The 15,351-nt window shown below is 47.2% G+C and carries 17 protein-coding genes, 1 tRNA gene and 1 pseudogene; 2 read left to right on the top strand and 17 right to left on the bottom strand.

Translation table 11 applies throughout. The annotated features are described in order from the left end of the window. Positions 1–145 precede the first annotated feature (145 nt). A pseudogene (locus tag EDC52_RS18840) lies at positions 146–280 on the bottom strand (Arm DNA-binding domain-containing protein); the annotation flags it as partial. A gap of 277 nt (positions 281–557) precedes the next feature. Between EDC52_RS18840 and EDC52_RS18830 the strand changes: the two are divergent. Continuing rightward, entirely contained in the window at positions 558–1,748 is a 1,191-nt protein-coding gene (locus EDC52_RS18830) for a tyrosine-type recombinase/integrase (protein ID WP_131867756.1), read from the top strand. Positions 1,749–1,787: 39 nt separating this feature from the next. Here EDC52_RS18830 and EDC52_RS18825 read toward each other — a convergent pair whose 3' ends face one another. From EDC52_RS18825 to EDC52_RS18780, 11 genes are all read right to left on the bottom strand, one after another. Further along, complete coding sequence (locus tag EDC52_RS18825) at positions 1,788–2,255, bottom strand: hypothetical protein (RefSeq protein WP_131867754.1); 468 nt, start codon at positions 2,253–2,255, stop codon at positions 1,788–1,790. 123 nt (positions 2,256–2,378) lie between these two features. Further along, positions 2,379–2,588, bottom strand: coding sequence for a hypothetical protein (locus EDC52_RS18820; RefSeq protein ID WP_131867752.1), 210 nt, complete (start codon positions 2,586–2,588; stop codon positions 2,379–2,381). Between the two features lie 96 nt (positions 2,589–2,684). After that, positions 2,685–3,722, bottom strand: coding sequence for a major capsid protein (locus EDC52_RS18815; protein ID WP_131867750.1), 1,038 nt, complete (start codon positions 3,720–3,722; stop codon positions 2,685–2,687). 24 nt (positions 3,723–3,746) lie between these two features. Further along, entirely contained in the window at positions 3,747–4,091 is a 345-nt protein-coding gene (locus EDC52_RS18810; protein ID WP_131867748.1) for a hypothetical protein, read from the bottom strand. A gap of 721 nt (positions 4,092–4,812) precedes the next feature. Further along, positions 4,813–5,109: a hypothetical protein gene (locus EDC52_RS18805; protein WP_047665926.1), complete on the bottom strand. Its 297-nt coding sequence runs from the start codon at positions 5,107–5,109 to the stop codon at positions 4,813–4,815. A 77-nt stretch (positions 5,110–5,186) separates the two neighbouring features. Beyond that, positions 5,187–5,531 (bottom strand): hypothetical protein, encoded by a 345-nt coding sequence (locus tag EDC52_RS18800; protein ID WP_131867746.1) that lies wholly within the window; start codon positions 5,529–5,531, stop codon positions 5,187–5,189. Between the two features lie 136 nt (positions 5,532–5,667). After that, positions 5,668–6,228 carry a hypothetical protein gene (locus tag EDC52_RS18795; RefSeq protein WP_131867744.1) on the bottom strand — a complete coding sequence of 187 codons (561 nt, stop codon included), beginning with the start codon at positions 6,226–6,228 and terminating at the stop codon, positions 5,668–5,670. Beyond that, a complete protein-coding gene (locus tag EDC52_RS18790) occupies positions 6,225–7,262 on the bottom strand; it encodes a DUF6945 domain-containing protein (protein ID WP_131867742.1) in 1,038 nt (345 codons plus the stop codon). The genes EDC52_RS18795 and EDC52_RS18790 overlap by 4 nt, the downstream gene beginning before the upstream one ends. Next, a complete protein-coding gene (locus EDC52_RS19920) occupies positions 7,240–7,416 on the bottom strand; it encodes a hypothetical protein (RefSeq protein ID WP_165911767.1) in 177 nt (58 codons plus the stop codon). The genes EDC52_RS18790 and EDC52_RS19920 overlap by 23 nt, the downstream gene beginning before the upstream one ends. 145 nt (positions 7,417–7,561) lie before the next feature. After that, positions 7,562–8,008, bottom strand: a complete 447-nt coding sequence (locus EDC52_RS18785; RefSeq protein ID WP_131867740.1) for a hypothetical protein — start codon at positions 8,006–8,008, stop codon at positions 7,562–7,564. Positions 8,009–9,469: 1,461 nt separating this feature from the next. Further along, positions 9,470–10,030: a recombinase family protein gene (locus tag EDC52_RS18780; protein ID WP_131867738.1), complete on the bottom strand. Its 561-nt coding sequence runs from the start codon at positions 10,028–10,030 to the stop codon at positions 9,470–9,472. 573 nt (positions 10,031–10,603) lie between these two features. Between EDC52_RS18780 and EDC52_RS18775 the strand changes: the two genes are divergently transcribed. Next, the gene (locus tag EDC52_RS18775; protein ID WP_131867736.1) at positions 10,604–11,293 is read left to right on the top strand and encodes a hypothetical protein; all 690 of its coding nucleotides are present in this window, start codon (positions 10,604–10,606) and stop codon (positions 11,291–11,293) included. Positions 11,294–11,341: 48 nt separating this feature from the next. Here the strand turns inward: EDC52_RS18775 and EDC52_RS18770 are convergent, their stop codons facing one another. The 5 genes from EDC52_RS18770 to lysS all read right to left on the bottom strand — a co-directional run bounded on the left by EDC52_RS18770 (position 11,342) and on the right by lysS (position 15,351). After that, positions 11,342–11,668, bottom strand: a complete 327-nt coding sequence (locus tag EDC52_RS18770) for a GrlR family regulatory protein (protein ID WP_131867734.1) — start codon at positions 11,666–11,668, stop codon at positions 11,342–11,344. A 63-nt stretch (positions 11,669–11,731) separates the two neighbouring features. Continuing rightward, entirely contained in the window at positions 11,732–12,367 is a 636-nt protein-coding gene (locus EDC52_RS18765; protein ID WP_131867732.1) for a hypothetical protein, read from the bottom strand. A gap of 198 nt (positions 12,368–12,565) precedes the next feature. Beyond that, positions 12,566–12,991, bottom strand: a complete 426-nt coding sequence (locus EDC52_RS18760) for an RING finger protein (RefSeq protein ID WP_131867730.1) — start codon at positions 12,989–12,991, stop codon at positions 12,566–12,568. A gap of 568 nt (positions 12,992–13,559) precedes the next feature. Then, positions 13,560–13,633 (bottom strand) — tRNA-Gly (locus tag EDC52_RS18755). 197 nt (positions 13,634–13,830) lie between these two features. Further along, positions 13,831–15,351: a lysine--tRNA ligase gene (gene lysS / locus EDC52_RS18750; protein WP_131867728.1), complete on the bottom strand. Its 1,521-nt coding sequence runs from the start codon at positions 15,349–15,351 to the stop codon at positions 13,831–13,833.

The raw sequence follows: 15,351 nt of genomic DNA, 5'->3' as shown, positions 1-15,351 counted from the left end.
ACATGCCGACCACCTTCAACTTCTTTCAGAACCCGCAGGATCTGAGTTTCAGTGAAACGCGCTTTCTTCATGATGAGCCTCCGTTGGTTGTATTTTAACCAGAGAACTCCATTACGCGGTAAGACTAAATTCAGGGGGGACTACATAGCGAACGGTATTTGAGACGCCAGTATCTCTTACCGTTGGGATTAACCAGCGGGTAAAGACCACCACCATCGGCCAGTTTGTAGGACTTCTCTTTGGGTTTTGCAGTTTCAACCTGACGAGCAGTCAGCCTCATTGGGGGTACCTCTCAGTAGGGGTACAATTATACCCCCATCCATACCCCCACATTAAGGTTGACCGACGGGGAGTACCATTGAGTTCAATAGACTAATATAATGCTATAACCTCTGATTTATCGAAGAAATTTGAGTTAGGTAGAGTTCAGGGGAGTTGGATTTGGAGCGGGTGAAGGGAATCGAACCCTCGTATGCAGCTTGGGAAGCTGCCGTTCTACCATCTCAACATTGTACATACAACTGTACCTGATGCTGTGATTCTATAGGATAGGAATCATGAAAATCAAGGCAAATCAATACCTTTTTATAAGCAATTCTGGATTATGGATCTTCCAAATTTTCGTACCTAAGTACATGCGCCACATGTTCGATAACAAGCGGGCGTGGCGCAAGTCAACTGGCACAAAAGACATATTGAAAGCTCGCCACTTTAGAAATCATATGCTGATTGAATTCAACAACCTTAAAGAAATGCTGAATCCAGACCGCGAAGACATTCGTATTCAGAACGCTATTACCACGCTACATACAGCCATCAAACAAGCCAAGAATTCGCCTGTAGCAGTCTCACCTGCTCCCATGCTGGCAGCAATTCGCGATGAATACATGCAGGTTTATAGCCAACGTCGGGCGTTTTCAACGTTGAGTAAATCAGCACGGGCAGTTGAGGTATTTTTGCAAAGCATCGGGAAAGTAGATATTGCATTGAACAAGATCGGGCGGCGTACTGTGACGGATTTCATCGAGACACAGCAGCAATCCGCACCACAAACGGTACAAAACTGGCTTACATCCCTGGGCAGTCTCTACGAGTTTGCAAAGCGTCGTGATGATGGAATCCCAGACAGCAATCCCTTTCATGGTCACAACCTGGAAGCACGGCGCACAATCGAAAGCTACCAACCCTTTGAACCTGGACAACTGCAAATCTTAATCAAGGAAGCAGACGAAACGATGAGGGATTTAATTTTGATGGGGCTTTTCTCGGGCTGTCGCCTCGATGAACTGGCAAGCCTGAAACGAGTGGATATTGTCATGGTAGAAAACGTTCGCTGCTTCTTCATCAGTAAAGCAAAAACGGCGGCGGGTGTGCGTCATATCCCTGTCCATTCTCAGTTAATTGGTATCGTGGATAAACTTCTGCGCCAGAACAACGGCGAATACCTTTTTGCACAGTCAAATAAGATAACCCGGAAGGATGGGAAGAAAGGCCCGTGGTTCTCTCAAGCCTTCACACGCTTGCGACGTCAGGCATTACCAGCGGCAACAGATCGGCAATGCTTCCACAGCTTACGTGGGATGTTTATCACTTGTTTAGACCGTGCAGGAGTGCCAGAACAAAGGATCGGAGCCATCACCGGGCACACAGAGCAAAAGGCAAAAACGGAAGCATTTCGCACCTACAGCCAAGGGGCCAGCATGAAAGAACTTTCAGAGTATATTGAAATGATAAATTATAAAATTTAATAAATAATGTCCTCTCTTGAATTGTAGAGAGGATAATTTTTATCTTGTCGTTCTTCTCTTCACAACAATTTCGTTTAAAATACGATTGTTAATTTTTTCTTTCCAAGCAAGCTGCTTATCAGTCAATTTTCTCTTATTCATTGTTTCAACAAGAAATTTATATTCAGACTCATGCAGAAAACCTTTTGTTTGCGCATAACTGATCAATGCTTCGTTAGCATTTGCCTTTCTATTGTCCTTAATTCTCTTTAGACCGTCGAAAAGTGTGCCAGTATCAATATTCATAAAACGGTTGATGCACACGTTACCTACATATGTAGTCTTACCATTTCTCTTATTTTCAATATAACAGTGTTCTTTAATCGACTGGCCACAAGGACAGCTATCCATCTCTTCCGAAACTTCAACGGAATGAAGTTTCCACTCGGTTTTCGCAATTTCGAAATAACTTGATTCGGACAAGGATATAATGTGTTCTTTTAATTTTTCAAAGTTGTGACTTTCCATAAAAGTCTTCCTGAATGATTGAAAAACATACATCTATATAAGCATCACCCACAAAAAAATCAAGGTCATACCTAAGATATTGCAATACCTGATATAAAAAGACCGGATGGTTTCCCATCCGGCTTAGTTTACTTCTTTCAGTTTTTGTTCAGTCGCGTAGTGCAGGATCGCAGCCTCAAGGCCATGCGTCGCCACGCGAGATAAAAATGTGCTGCGGTGTACGCCAAACGCTCTGGCGAGCGCTGACACGTTCAGCAAGTTGGCATCGTCCAACGTCTTAACCTTGACCGACAGCACCGGCGAGTTTCCCACGCCAAGGATTTTCAATTGCATATTTTTACCTCTCCATAATGACGGAGGGGCCGAAGATGGCCCCCAAAACCGTTAGCCCGTGGGTGTCTTATCCCGTTGGGCTGTTATCTCACCTGATTAAGAAGCATCGTTGGTGATGGCTGTCACCAGGTCGGGGCGGAATGCCACAGGGAGCATTGAAAATTCGCTGGAAAGCGTGATATTTCTGTACGCATCGGTGCTGCTATAGATGCGGAAATCCACTACGTCAGCAAATGCCAATTCCAGATTGCGGCTTGTTGGGCCTACCAGGTTGGTAAAAGGCGATGCCTGATCAGCGCTTAACGGCTTCTCGAAGACCGGAACCATGAAGCCCTGATCTGCCCCGATGCCGTAGAAATCGGTATCGGACATTTCGACAACAGTTACGTTATCCAGAACGAAATAGCTGAATGCCGGGTTGATCTCTTTATTGAACACCAGGCCATCAGGATCAAGCACACCATACTGCACAAGCTGGCGAACCGATGGGTTAAAACGCAGCTTCTTGAACAGATTGGAACCCGCGAACAGGTAGATGCCTTTCAGCAGGGAAGCAAGGCCCCCCATGCGGCGCTTCATGGCGCTGACCTCATCGGACAGGGATTCTAACGGATCAGCAGCAACCCCGGTGTAGATGGTTCCGGTGCTCTGGTCGTAACCAAATTCCTCTGACCAATCCAGGATCGGGCCATCAGCGGTGTATTCCATATCGGTGACGCGATGACGGAACAGGCTTTCAGCAAACATGCGTTCACGAGTCGCAGCGAAGCGTTCATAGTGAGCCAGGCTTTTAGCAGTTACAGCGTCCAGGACGTTGGCCTGTAGCGAAGAGCCGATCTTACGGTACGGCTGCACATCAGCAGCAGTGATCACATCCTGGGTAGGGAACAGAGGAAGCTCGATCAGATGGTTAGCTGCTTTTGGCTTCGGTGTGCTTCCCCATTCGCTGGAAAATCGATTTGATGCCGGTGCGATGGTGTCAGCCTGAGCGTTCAGGATGTCCAGACTACTTTTAAACTGGTCAGTAACGTCACGCTGGAAAATGTTCAGGTTGGTTAGGATGCGATTTCGGGCCGGAACGTTAGCAAAGGTCGAACTGTAATCGACGTATGAAAAATCTTTTGTAAGAGCCATGTTGTGATGTCCTTATCGGTAAAATTATTGAGCGTCGGCCTGAGCTACGCGGATATTGCCGGATGCAGTCAGAGCAGCAATTGCAGCAGCGCCTACAGTCGCGCCCATAACGGCGATGACGGTTTCCGGGCGGATGTAGACGCCACGGTCAGCAACAATGATGTTTGCATCTGTACCAGCGCGGTGATGGCTCAGAACCAGTAATGCATCGTTGCCGGAGGTAAATGCGGTGCCATCGGCCTTAATGACCGAACCGGGCTGCACTTCGACGGCCAGGTTTGGGATGTTGACTGTTTTCACTGCAAAATTAGCGTCGGCCTGGTAGGTCACGACATCATTAAAGGTGCGTTGGGATTCGCCCATTTTCATAAAGGTCACTCCATAAAGTTGTTGTTCTGTTGTTCGGTTGTTGGCTTCTGGGCCATATCGTCATTATTGACGGTGTGCAGGTGAAAAAATGCCGTCCCATTGGACGGCATCTCTTTACTGGGTCAGTTCAGCCCGGTAATGCCGGGTTAACCTTTGGTTAACGGCAGTTCATGCCGCTGCATCAGAAAAAAGTAAGGCGGTATCAACCGCCCCGGAGGACAAGGAGAATGTACATCTTTTGTTTTTCTGATCTGGGAAAGGGTGAGCGGCGGCACGTCCATTGAAGGGCAAGGAGTCCCAAACGTGACGCACTCAAGGCCAGTTTGCATCATGACAAGATGGCCCCCTGAGGAGAGGGACGTAGTACGGTTGTTACACCGCTGGCAAACCCCGAACGCAAGGCTAATCACGCTCAGAATTATTCCGTGTTTCAGCAGAGTAAGACGCGGCTGAATGAATAAGCGGCACTGGGAAGCAAGGATGGCCCGTGCGAGGTATCCAGGAGGCCAGCGCCTGAGAGGAAATTACGTAAACATGTCTGTAGTACGCAGTTTGTTGCCATACGCAATAATCACCTTACGTATAATTTTACCATGAAACTATAACTTTAGCAATCAAATTTGCCGTTAGATTTGACGGTACTTAGTTCAGTGATCGCCGTAACAGTCGGCAGAATTGACGGAGGGGCAGAAAGCCCCAGAAAGAGATAGACCTCAGCGTGTTATAGGCTGGAATTTTGTTTCCTGATGATGTCCCGGATTGTCTCTTCTCCGATCACATATTCCCAATCCTCCATTGCTCCATATTCACGCATCCAAGGGGTAATCTCCTCAGCGGTTGCAACCACCTGGCCTTTAAGTTCATCAACGATATAAAACCGTCCAGAGCTTTTAGCGGCCTCGGTGTTAGCTTTGTTCCGCCTGATTGATTTCCCTTGTTTCTTTAAAAACCTTTTCAACCTCAACATAGCAGCATGCTCAGTCATGCTTGCAGCTACTGTCATTGTTTTCTCGATCATAATCCCACCACACTGATAACATAATAAATTGATTATATGATAATGTGATAAGATGATAACAAGGTCAATAATAAAGTTTATTTTTGTAACTGATGGATGATGTCACCGTAGCGGTCTGGGTCAGCCGCTTGGAATGCTCGTGCTGCTTCACGCGCACGGCGGAGCGCTTCCTCATCCATAACATGAGGTGTAAAGGCACCGGCCCCCAAACTCTTCTTGATGCGGTTGGCCTTCTTTTTTTTGCTGGTCACTGGCGCAACTGCGGGCGCTGTTGTTGGTTTCCAATCAGGGTGGCGGGTCAGGTAGTCATCAACAGCGCTTTTTACAGCATCCTGCCGCTGTTCTTCTTCCAGTTGCTCTGGAGTTTTCCCCAGAAGCGCGGCGGCAATGCCTTCTCTGACTTTTTGCAATTTTGTTTTCATTCTTAGGGTTCCTGTACAGGGCCAGCCCGTCACGGGCGCAGCGATACGCCAGCCATGCAACAGGCAGGTAAGATAAAATTTCGAGTAGGGTTAAATGTTGGGTCAATGTGGGACTTTCAGGCCGTCGCGATCTGACTCACGGTTGCGGCCTTGTTCGTGGCCCTGCCTTGCCTGCCTGGTTCTTACTGATGCGTCTTACCGGGTTTATCTGGAACGGTTTAAAACGGCTCGCGGCTTTCCGTTCACACACCAGGCGATACTCCACGTAGAGCGGATCATCATATAGCGGGAACCGTGGAGCCATTGCTGCATCGGTGACGCCGTTCTGCCTGAGTGACATCACCACCCAGTACAGTGACAATCCCAGTGCCGTGCAGATATGTGCGAGCGTCTCACCCTCGTTAAATGAGGTCAGCGCTAAATGGGCATTGGTGTATTCGTTCGTTTTCGCGAATCGGCGGCAAGCCGGGTTATAACTGTTGTCGTACAGTTCCTGGACTTTTTCCAGTGGAAGCCTACAGATCAGCGCAACCCTTCCTGGAAGCATTCCGGCAATGAGGAGATGTTTGCACTTCTGCATGATATCGCCGTTGCGGCAACGCCGTTTATACAGGCGAGTCAGGTCTGGGAGTGGTTCGGGAAGATCTTCTTCTGTTTCGTTCTGGGTGGCGGTCAGTGCCTTGCGTTTCTCAATCAATATGTCCTCTGCAATTTAAAGTTTTTTTCAGCTTCCGTTTCTCTGGTTTTGAGATGTTTACCAATCAGACTGTCAAGGTCATCGCCTGATACACACCACATTACGCCGTATTCGTCCATGCCCTCGCCGTTTCCAAGGTCGAACCAGCAGAGAAGATCATCGAGCGGGGCTATAACACGGCCTGCGGTTTCTTCTGGCTCTCGCTTCTCAGGTGGAAAAGGCCGGTCATTTTTGAAGGTCTTATATTCCTGCTGTGGCTCCTGCGGCGGCTTCACCTCATTATTATCATCGGCACGATCATTGCAGCCGTTGTCGTCATTGGATGCCGCGCTATCGCGCTGTTCAACACTCGCCGGGGCAGGCTTAGAGGCCAGGTCAGAATGCTGGCCTGCGGGCTGGTTAGCGAGCGTATCAGTGGCTGGTGTAGCAGCGGTTTCTGCCTGTGATGCCTGTGGTTCTGCCTGCATTTCGGTGCAGCCCGGTTTAACTTCGTTAACGTCACCAGGTGACGCAGGTTCGGATTTGCCATTTTCCTGTTTATCCTCAGTTTTCGACCCTTGCTGCTTTGATTTTTTTGTCTTTTGACCGCTCACACGCTCATGATCATAAGATGGTTTACCATTAGGCAATTCCTGGAAGATGAATTCCAGATTGTGCGCCACTTCATCAACCGGCTTAACGAAATACTCACAAGAGTGGCCTGATTTCTTCGCCTTAGGTTTGATCCAGTGGATAAGCCCAAGCGCTTTGAGATCCTTTTTGACCTTCTTGAAAGTGGTATTTTTAACATCACACCGAATCTCAAGATTTTTGTCTGAGTCGTAGTAATGACCTGTGGACTTGCCAGCGGCGATATTTTTGGGATTTGTCAGACCACGGAATTGATCTCCCAGATGCGAGTAAACCATCCTGTGGTCATTCGTCATTCTGATCACCTCGCCCGTGTCCTTCACAACAATCTTGTGAGCCGTGAGACGTTTGGCAGTGATAAGGGATGGCTCGGTGATTACATTAGTTTTTTCTACTTCTGTCATTTGGTTCTCCTTCAATGGATTTCTTCAAGTTGATTCGGATGCGTTCTGCCTCGGCATCCACAAGTTTATTGATGAGCGTTGCAACAGGTGTCCCGGTTCTGCGGCACTCGTGCATGATTACGTCCATCGTTGAATTGCTAAACGTCAGTTTCATGGCGTTCCTCCTGTGTGTCAGACATGCGGATTCGATCCTGCTATCGCGGGTAGCGATCAGGATTCCGGCGGCCTTGTGGCCTGCATTTTTGGTTGGTTTGCCCTGTGTGAGGCGATTTGGTTAATTCGGCATTGCGCCGGATGGGTCACACTGTCGTAGCTGTCAGGAAGTTGACCGCAACGCTTTTACCGTGTTGTTCCAGGTTCTCCACACCGTGGGTGGCAACCAGGAACATGATCACCTGCTCGGGCGTCATATCCAGATTGAGTTTTTCACGGTATAGGCGGCGATAGCTCTGGAGCACCGGGGCTAATATCTCAGTCAGTGACTGACCGTCAGCAAACTGCCTGGATAGCGGCTTGAGGATCGTCTTGACTGCACGGGCGCTCTTTGCCTTCTTCTTTTCCTGTTTCAGGATATGAAGTGCAACGACAATCTGCGGGAACTTCGCGTGTGCAGCGTCAGCACCACCACTTCGGCTAATGAAAGACCAGAGCGCGGTTTTGGTGTACGTGCCGTAAAGGATCGCATCTGCGATTTGCTCGCCAGTCATAGTGGCAGGGGTGATGCGTTGGGATTTCGGTTTGTTCATTTGGGTTCTCCGTTGAGTTATTAAAATTTTTCTCGGAGGTTCTTCGTGTAACCCATTTAGTCAGGAGCCATCACCGGGCGGCAATGCACCTTATTTGTTAATAACCATTGTATCAGCAATGCATGCGAATAGCAAGTACAACAAAGGCATGCATTGATTTCGCTATTTTAATATGACACACGTGTGATTTCAATGTCAAGCGCTTTTTAATTAACGCTAAAACGCTCTGTATCGCGAACTGCTACGTCCTGATGTCTATCCGCTACTATCGTATTACACGAGGTGTTACAGCGTCGCCCAGGCCCCTCTCGTTAAGGATTTGATAGTGTTACGTATAGTTGGCACGAGTCTTGCTCGTCACCCCCAACCCACACCCTCGCGCCCGCTTGACTCTCGACCTACGGTCTCGTGACAGTGTTTCCAAATTACTGCGCGGGCTGTCGCCCTTGCTGCCCAAAAGGTGGCTGGCCTCTCCCGGTCAGGGAGAGATTAGCCGGGCACCGCATGGGCGATGGATATCGCGAAGCGTGGAGCGGCTGCGACTGAACAAGGTCAGAAAGAAAGATAGCCATCACAATGGCAATCTAAAGAGGTGTGGATGTTGACCTGTTGTTGAGCCGTTGCGTTCTCTTCCCGGCCAGGGAAGTAGATGGGAAAAGATCTTATTAGGGAGTTATGATCTTATTTTACTTTACGTGCTTATTGGTGGTCGTCTGGCGACCTTACAAACGCATTTCTATGGTCGTCTGGCGACCTTACAAATAGTTATATGGTCGTCTGGCGACCTTACAAAGTTCAAGGGGCATGTCGTTCCGACCCCAGTAATGCTGAAATCTGGCAAGTCAGAATTGCCGCCGAGTCAAAACGTCGTCGTGTTGGTGGCGCATCCGCTGGTGATGTAGAAACAGACGCACGATGTGCTGTCGGACCTCAGGCGATCTTTTCTCAAAATAAATAGCCTGATAATAATAAACAAATGCAAATAAGTCCCCGATATCTCGCCCCATCCGGGCCAGACAGGGACACTCTCCGCGTGTGTGTGGTCAAGTGGCGATCACATCTATGGTGTGTGGTACATGTGGAGGGGCCTGAGAGCCAGCCGGGGCGCATGTTCGTTAAATTTGTCTGCTGATATCGTAGCTTGCCCCTTCAAGGCGGTGCTAAACCGAATCCATTCAATACGCCCCATTTCTCTGAAAAAAATAATTCTTCGCCAAAAAACTGAAACGATGAGAATCGCCTCGCTTTTCAGCCCGATTTTCAGGCACGCGGGACGCGCTCTGGAGGGCGCTGTGATTGTGGTTATCGTGACTCAGGTCGAAAGGGAAAACGTCGTGGTATGCATCTGGTAAAGCGTGAAAGGGCTTGTCGGATGGTGGCGGCTCTGAGGATTTCAGGCAATAAAAAACCCCGCCGGAGCGAGGTCAGAGAGACAAAGTAAAATCGTTGTGTATTTCAGGTTTAGGCAGCAGGTTTTAGACGGTAGAAGGTAGCTCGACTGATTGACAATTCCGCCATCACTTCTTTAATGGTCATGCCTTTTTCGAGCAGCACTTGCACATCTTCAACGGTTGCCTTATTAGGCCTACCGCAATGGATGCCGTCATCCTGGGCACGTTTAATACCAGCGGTTCTACGCTCTGCGATCAAATCTTTTTCTAATGCAGCCAATCCAGCCATCATGGTTAGCATCGCTTTACCAACGGGGGTGGACAGGTCGAACCCTTCACGCAAACTGATAATCTTCACGCCTTTGGACTGGAGAGCCTCCACAGTGGAAAGCACATCAATGGTGTTACGGCCTAAGCGGTCTATACCAACCACAATCAACGTATCGCCTTCGCGAACATAAGCCAGAAGATCACCGAATCCTTTACGCTCTGCCGCCTTCACACTTCCGCTTGTGGCTTCATCGCAGTACCACTTGCTAACCTGGTAACCTGCATCAGCGATCTGTTGCTTTTGGTTCTCTACTGTCTGTTCGTTGGTGGACACACGCACATATCCGATGATTGATGTCATGATAGCTCATTGTCTCAAAAGTAAGTCTCATTAATATAGTATTCTCAAAATACAAAATCAACCTTTTAAGACAACCTCAAGGCGCATTCTTTCGTTAAGTAAAAATGTCTCAAAAGGAAGTCCTTTTAAGACCGTGACGCATGGCTGTTGTGCCGCTGGTGTTGCACTGCACTTGTTACCATTTGGTGTAGGGGGAGATATCATCCTAAGAATCTGGGTAGAAATCGAGAACGGTTCTCTATGGCCTGACCACATAGATATTTTCAAATGATCGGCGATTTTTACGATAGGCCGGGAGCCAACGCCTGACAGATCAGATATATAGCGATTAGGATATTTCCATCAATCGATGTGTATTGGAAAGGGAAAGTGGCTTTCATTACGTAAATGTTGTGCCATGCATACCCCATGGATTATTAATTTGTTTATAATCTGACTAAAACCAAGACAGCAGAAATGAAGTTGCCAAAATCAGATTAAAAAGACCATAGTTGTAACCAAAGATAGGAATAATTCCCATTAAAAACTATCATTCTCCGAGCTGCTATTCACAAAGTATTTTGAAGGTAACTAATGATCGAGTTCATCACAAAACACATAGATACGATAGGTATACTTATCTCTGCTTTTGCAGCGCTACTTACAGCAGTTGCAACTTTCTTTTTATGGAGAGTAACAAGGCTCTTGGCTGACGAGACTAAAAGGATGGTAGACGCCTCAGCACAACCTCATGTGGTTGTAACACTTGAACCAAATCCTTGGGTCGCTTTTTACTTTGATATTAATATAGCTAACACAGGAAATGCTCCGGCCTACAATATTGAAGTTTTATTTGATCCTCCTCTTGTTAATGCGGAACACAGAATAAATAGAGATATACCGTTTAGCAATGTCAGCGTTTTAAAAAATGGGCATTCACTCAACAGCAGTCTTTGCAAATATGAACAAATTAAAGATCAAGTTTATTTAGTCAGTATAAGTTGGTCGAAACATCCTGGTTCTTCTGAAAGAGAAAAGAATGAATACTCTTATGATATGGCATCATTTGAGGGAGTCAGTTATTTAGGAGCAAGAAATCCAATGACGCAAATAGCTGAACAAATGAAAAAACTAAGGGAAGACTGGAGACCTGTATCGCAAGGGAATAAGAAAATAAAATCGGACGTTTACAGCCAAGATGATAGAAACGAAGATTTAAGGTTGAGCGAGGAGCGTTATCGAGAGTTTTTAAGGGAACGTGAACAAAAAAAAGGGAATATTTAAGAAAACATTGTAGTAAACAGGAGGGGGATCCCCCTCCCTTAAAAAGCCTTAACACGTTAGATCTGCTACTTTTTTCGCTGTAACTTGCAACCTAAAACTGGCATTTTCTGCAACATGACCTTCAAGTAGATAGCCATTATTACCTTCATCACTAATTGAAAGGATAAGGTGAAAGTTATTGAGGGGACCGAACACAGATTGAGCATTGGAATTAAACTGTCGTACGCTTAGTTTTATCTGGTTACCTGAAAATTTTCCTTGGTAATAAAACCCAAAATCTCCCCCGTTAACAGCATCGTTGTTGACTGACACAATCCCGGAACCATAATCTTGATTGTTGCTTCTAAAATTAACTGCATACAGTCCGTTTTTCATGATGTCTTCCACCTTAAATAACTATTTAATGTTACTGTTGATCACAAACCACACGGAATTCACTCATTTTCTAAAAGATAGTACTTTAAAAATCCTACCGAAGAGGGTTGTTTTCTCTAATGAATTCAACTCAACTAATTCGACGTTGATTGATGAAAGGCAAACCTCCACTTTCTCCATAGCTTCATTGTGAATAAATTTCAGCCCATTTCCATAATCAGTTGCAATGGCAAGAGTATCTTCCAAGTCCGATAGGTGAGCATCGAGTTTAGTCTCATTATATAAAGCATTTTTCTTGATAATATTTTCAATGATCTGATTGTTATATTTAAAAGAGTCTACCAAACTACGGGCGCTGCTATAAAACGCTACTACAGATCTTAAAGTTTCTTCTTTAACTGTGGTTAGATAAAAAGCATTACTTTCATAGAAGGAGAAATTATTTTGAGTAATAGGAAATATTAAGTTAAATGGTCCACTGCCATCATATTCATCCAGGTGTTTTGCTATTCTGGACTGGTAAACTTCCAAGATCGTTATAATTTCTGTTTTCACCCCGATCAGAACATTACGTCTTTTTTCTTTCGAATCATTTTCATAATTCCTTTCTTGTCGCCTGCCATCAATTACAGTACCCCACAATGTGAACAAGCCACCGATAATTGCACCTATAAGCCCTGAAGTAAACTCGCTTCCCATAGCACCCCCACTTATACATAAATAAATTAACCTAAAAGCCGAGATTCGCATGTTTTGGAATACATCAGCAATTATTTTCCCAAAGTTATCATCTCTGGTCGAAGTTTTACACTGATATGAAATATTGGAGCACTCACTTAGCTAATTATACGGGACACATCACTATGAGCAACCCAAAGTTGCATCTAACAGGCAGTATTACCTTTTCAAACTAAATCCATTTTTACATACTTTACATGTCCAGTTCGGGGGATACATATTGCTGCCAGCCCAATAATTTAAATGTATCACTTTGCCTTCATTCTCATAACATATCGGGCAAAAAGCAGTTGTATCTCCTTCTTTCCAATACAGAAGCCCATCATATTTTAGCTCGTTCTTACCTTGTAACTTATCTTTGAGATCTTGTATCTCTTCGTCCTTACTTAATAAAACCGCTTTAAGACTAACAAATTCACTTTTGACCTCTACAAGGTCGTCAAGCAGGTCAATCAAAGTATTCCGCATTTCAGCAGCCGTAAGCTCATCATCTCCTTTTTTGCGTAGATTACGGACTAAATCAACCGATTTGTTAACAAGCTCAAGAGTACCTGAGATAGCAGCAAGAGAAGCTGGATCAGCCATTTTTACTTCCTTAATGAGTCGATTGGATTGCTCGAAATTATATCAAAAACTTTCATTGATATCAGAACTCAGCCAATTTTTGGTTTTCAAAGCAATAGGCACCATAAAGCGCCGTGTTGGGTATACCAACATAAAGTGCCGTAGGCGTAACATTAAGGGTTTGTCAGTTAACCGCTCTCTTATCGAGTACCGATCATTTATGGCTCGGTGAACACCACGGCAGAGCCAGATCCTTTCCCGATCTGGTTAGGCTTTCCAACATTTGCTCGTTTATCCACTGCAATGTCATCACGACAGGCAGGAATGGGACACCGCGCTAAGTGTGGAACGGTTAAAAGTTTAGGGAGTTTGTCGTGGTGGTGACTGCTTGGTGATGGCTTTTTGTTCTTGTTGTGTTATCGCAGTAAGAACGTGGAACGACTGCCAGCGTGATGATATGCTCCCATAAACCACAGACCAATCACGCGACAGGTGCGGGTGTAGTTCAATGGGTAGTTTAAGTTGTACCGAGAGTATCCGGGCAACGTAACTAACTGATAAATCGTAACTCGTTGATTTATCAGGAGATTGGAGCGGGTGAAGGGAATCGAACCCTCGTATGCAGCTTGGGAAGCTGCCGTTCTACCATTGAACTACACCCGCAGGGGAAGTGCGACTGGCATTATAACCCTCTGCCGTCTGCTGGCAAGGGCTATACCACTAACTGCCTGAGTTTTGAGCACAATCCTTATATTCAGGCGATAAAAAAGGCCGCCTGGTCACTGTACCGAGCGGCCTTTATGCCGTTGTTTACCTCTGTGCCGTCACGACCAGACGACAGCGAGGCACCGTCAACGCGATTATTTCTGCGGACGCAGGGCCGGGAACAGGATAACGTCGCGGATGGTATGGCTATTGGTGAACAGCATAATCATCCGGTCGATACCGATACCCAGGCCGGCGGTCGGCGGCAGGCCGTGTTCCAGGGCGGTGACATAGTCTTCGTCATAAAACATGGCTTCGTCGTCACCGGCGTCTTTGGCCGCAACCTGGTCAGCAAAGCGCTGGGCCTGGTCTTCAGCGTCATTCAGCTCAGAGAAGCCGTTGCCGATTTCACGGCCACCGATAAAGAACTCGAAACGATCGGTAATAAACGGATTATCGTCGTTGCGGCGCGCCAGCGGTGACACTTCAGCCGGGTATTCAATGATAAAGGTCGGCTGAATCAGCTGGCTCTCGGCGGTCTCTTCGAAAATCTCGGTCTGGATACGCCCCAGGCCCCAGCTCTTTTCGATTTTGATGCCCAACGAACTGGCGAGCGCGCTGGCCTGCTGGACATCGTCCAGGTCGGTGACGACCGTTTCAGGACGGTATTTGCAAATGGCTTCTCTCATCGTCATCTTGGCGAACGGCTGACCGAAGTCGAAGGTCTGCTCGCCATACTGAACCACGCTGCTGCCCAGTACCCGCTCGGTCAGGGTGCGGAACAGGTCTTCAGTCAAGACGATAAGGTCGCGGTAATCGGCATAGGCCATATAGAGTTCCATCATGGTGAACTCTGGGTTATGGCGCGGCGAGATACCTTCGTTGCGGAAATTGCGGTTGATTTCAAACACCCGTTCAAAACCGCCGACCACCAGGCGCTTAAGGTACAGTTCCGGCGCGATACGCAGGAACATATCGATATCCAGCGCATTATGGTGGGTGACGAACGGACGGGCCGCCGCGCCGCCGGGGATGCTTTGCATCATCGGCGTTTCCACTTCCATAAAACCGTTATCAACCATAAAACGACGGATTTCAGCCATGATGCGTGAGCGTATCACGAAGGTGTGGCGGGATTCGTCATTGGCGATAAGGTCCAGGTAACGCTGGCGATAGCGAGTTTCCTGATCGGCCAGGCCGTGGAATTTGTCCGGCAACGGGCGCATGGCCTTGGTCAGCAGGCGGATTTCGCTGCAGTGAACCGACAGTTCGCCGGTGCGGGTCTTGAAAAGCTTGCCCTTGGCGCCGAGGATATCGCCCAGATCCCATTTCTTGAACTGGTCGTTATACAAGCCTTCTGCCAGATCATCACGGGCGACATACAGCTGGATTTTGCCGCCCACATCCTGCAGGGTAGCAAATGACGCTTTGCCCATGATGCGGCGGGTCATCATGCGGCCGGCAATGCTGACGTCGATATTCAGCGCTTCCAACTCTTCATTGGTTTTATCGCCATACTCCGCATGCAGCCTGTCGGAAACGGCATCGCGACGAAAATCATTAGGGAACGCAATGCCTTGCTGGCGCAGCAGGGCCAGTTTTTCGCGCCGTGATTTCAGTTCGTTATTTAAATCCAGCGCCTGAGGGGCACCACCCTGTGTTTGTGATTCAGACAT

Source organism: Biostraticola tofi (genome assembly GCF_004343195.1).
GTDB lineage: Bacteria > Pseudomonadota > Gammaproteobacteria > Enterobacterales > Enterobacteriaceae > Biostraticola > Biostraticola tofi.
This window is presented reverse-complemented; position numbering and strand designations above follow the sequence as displayed.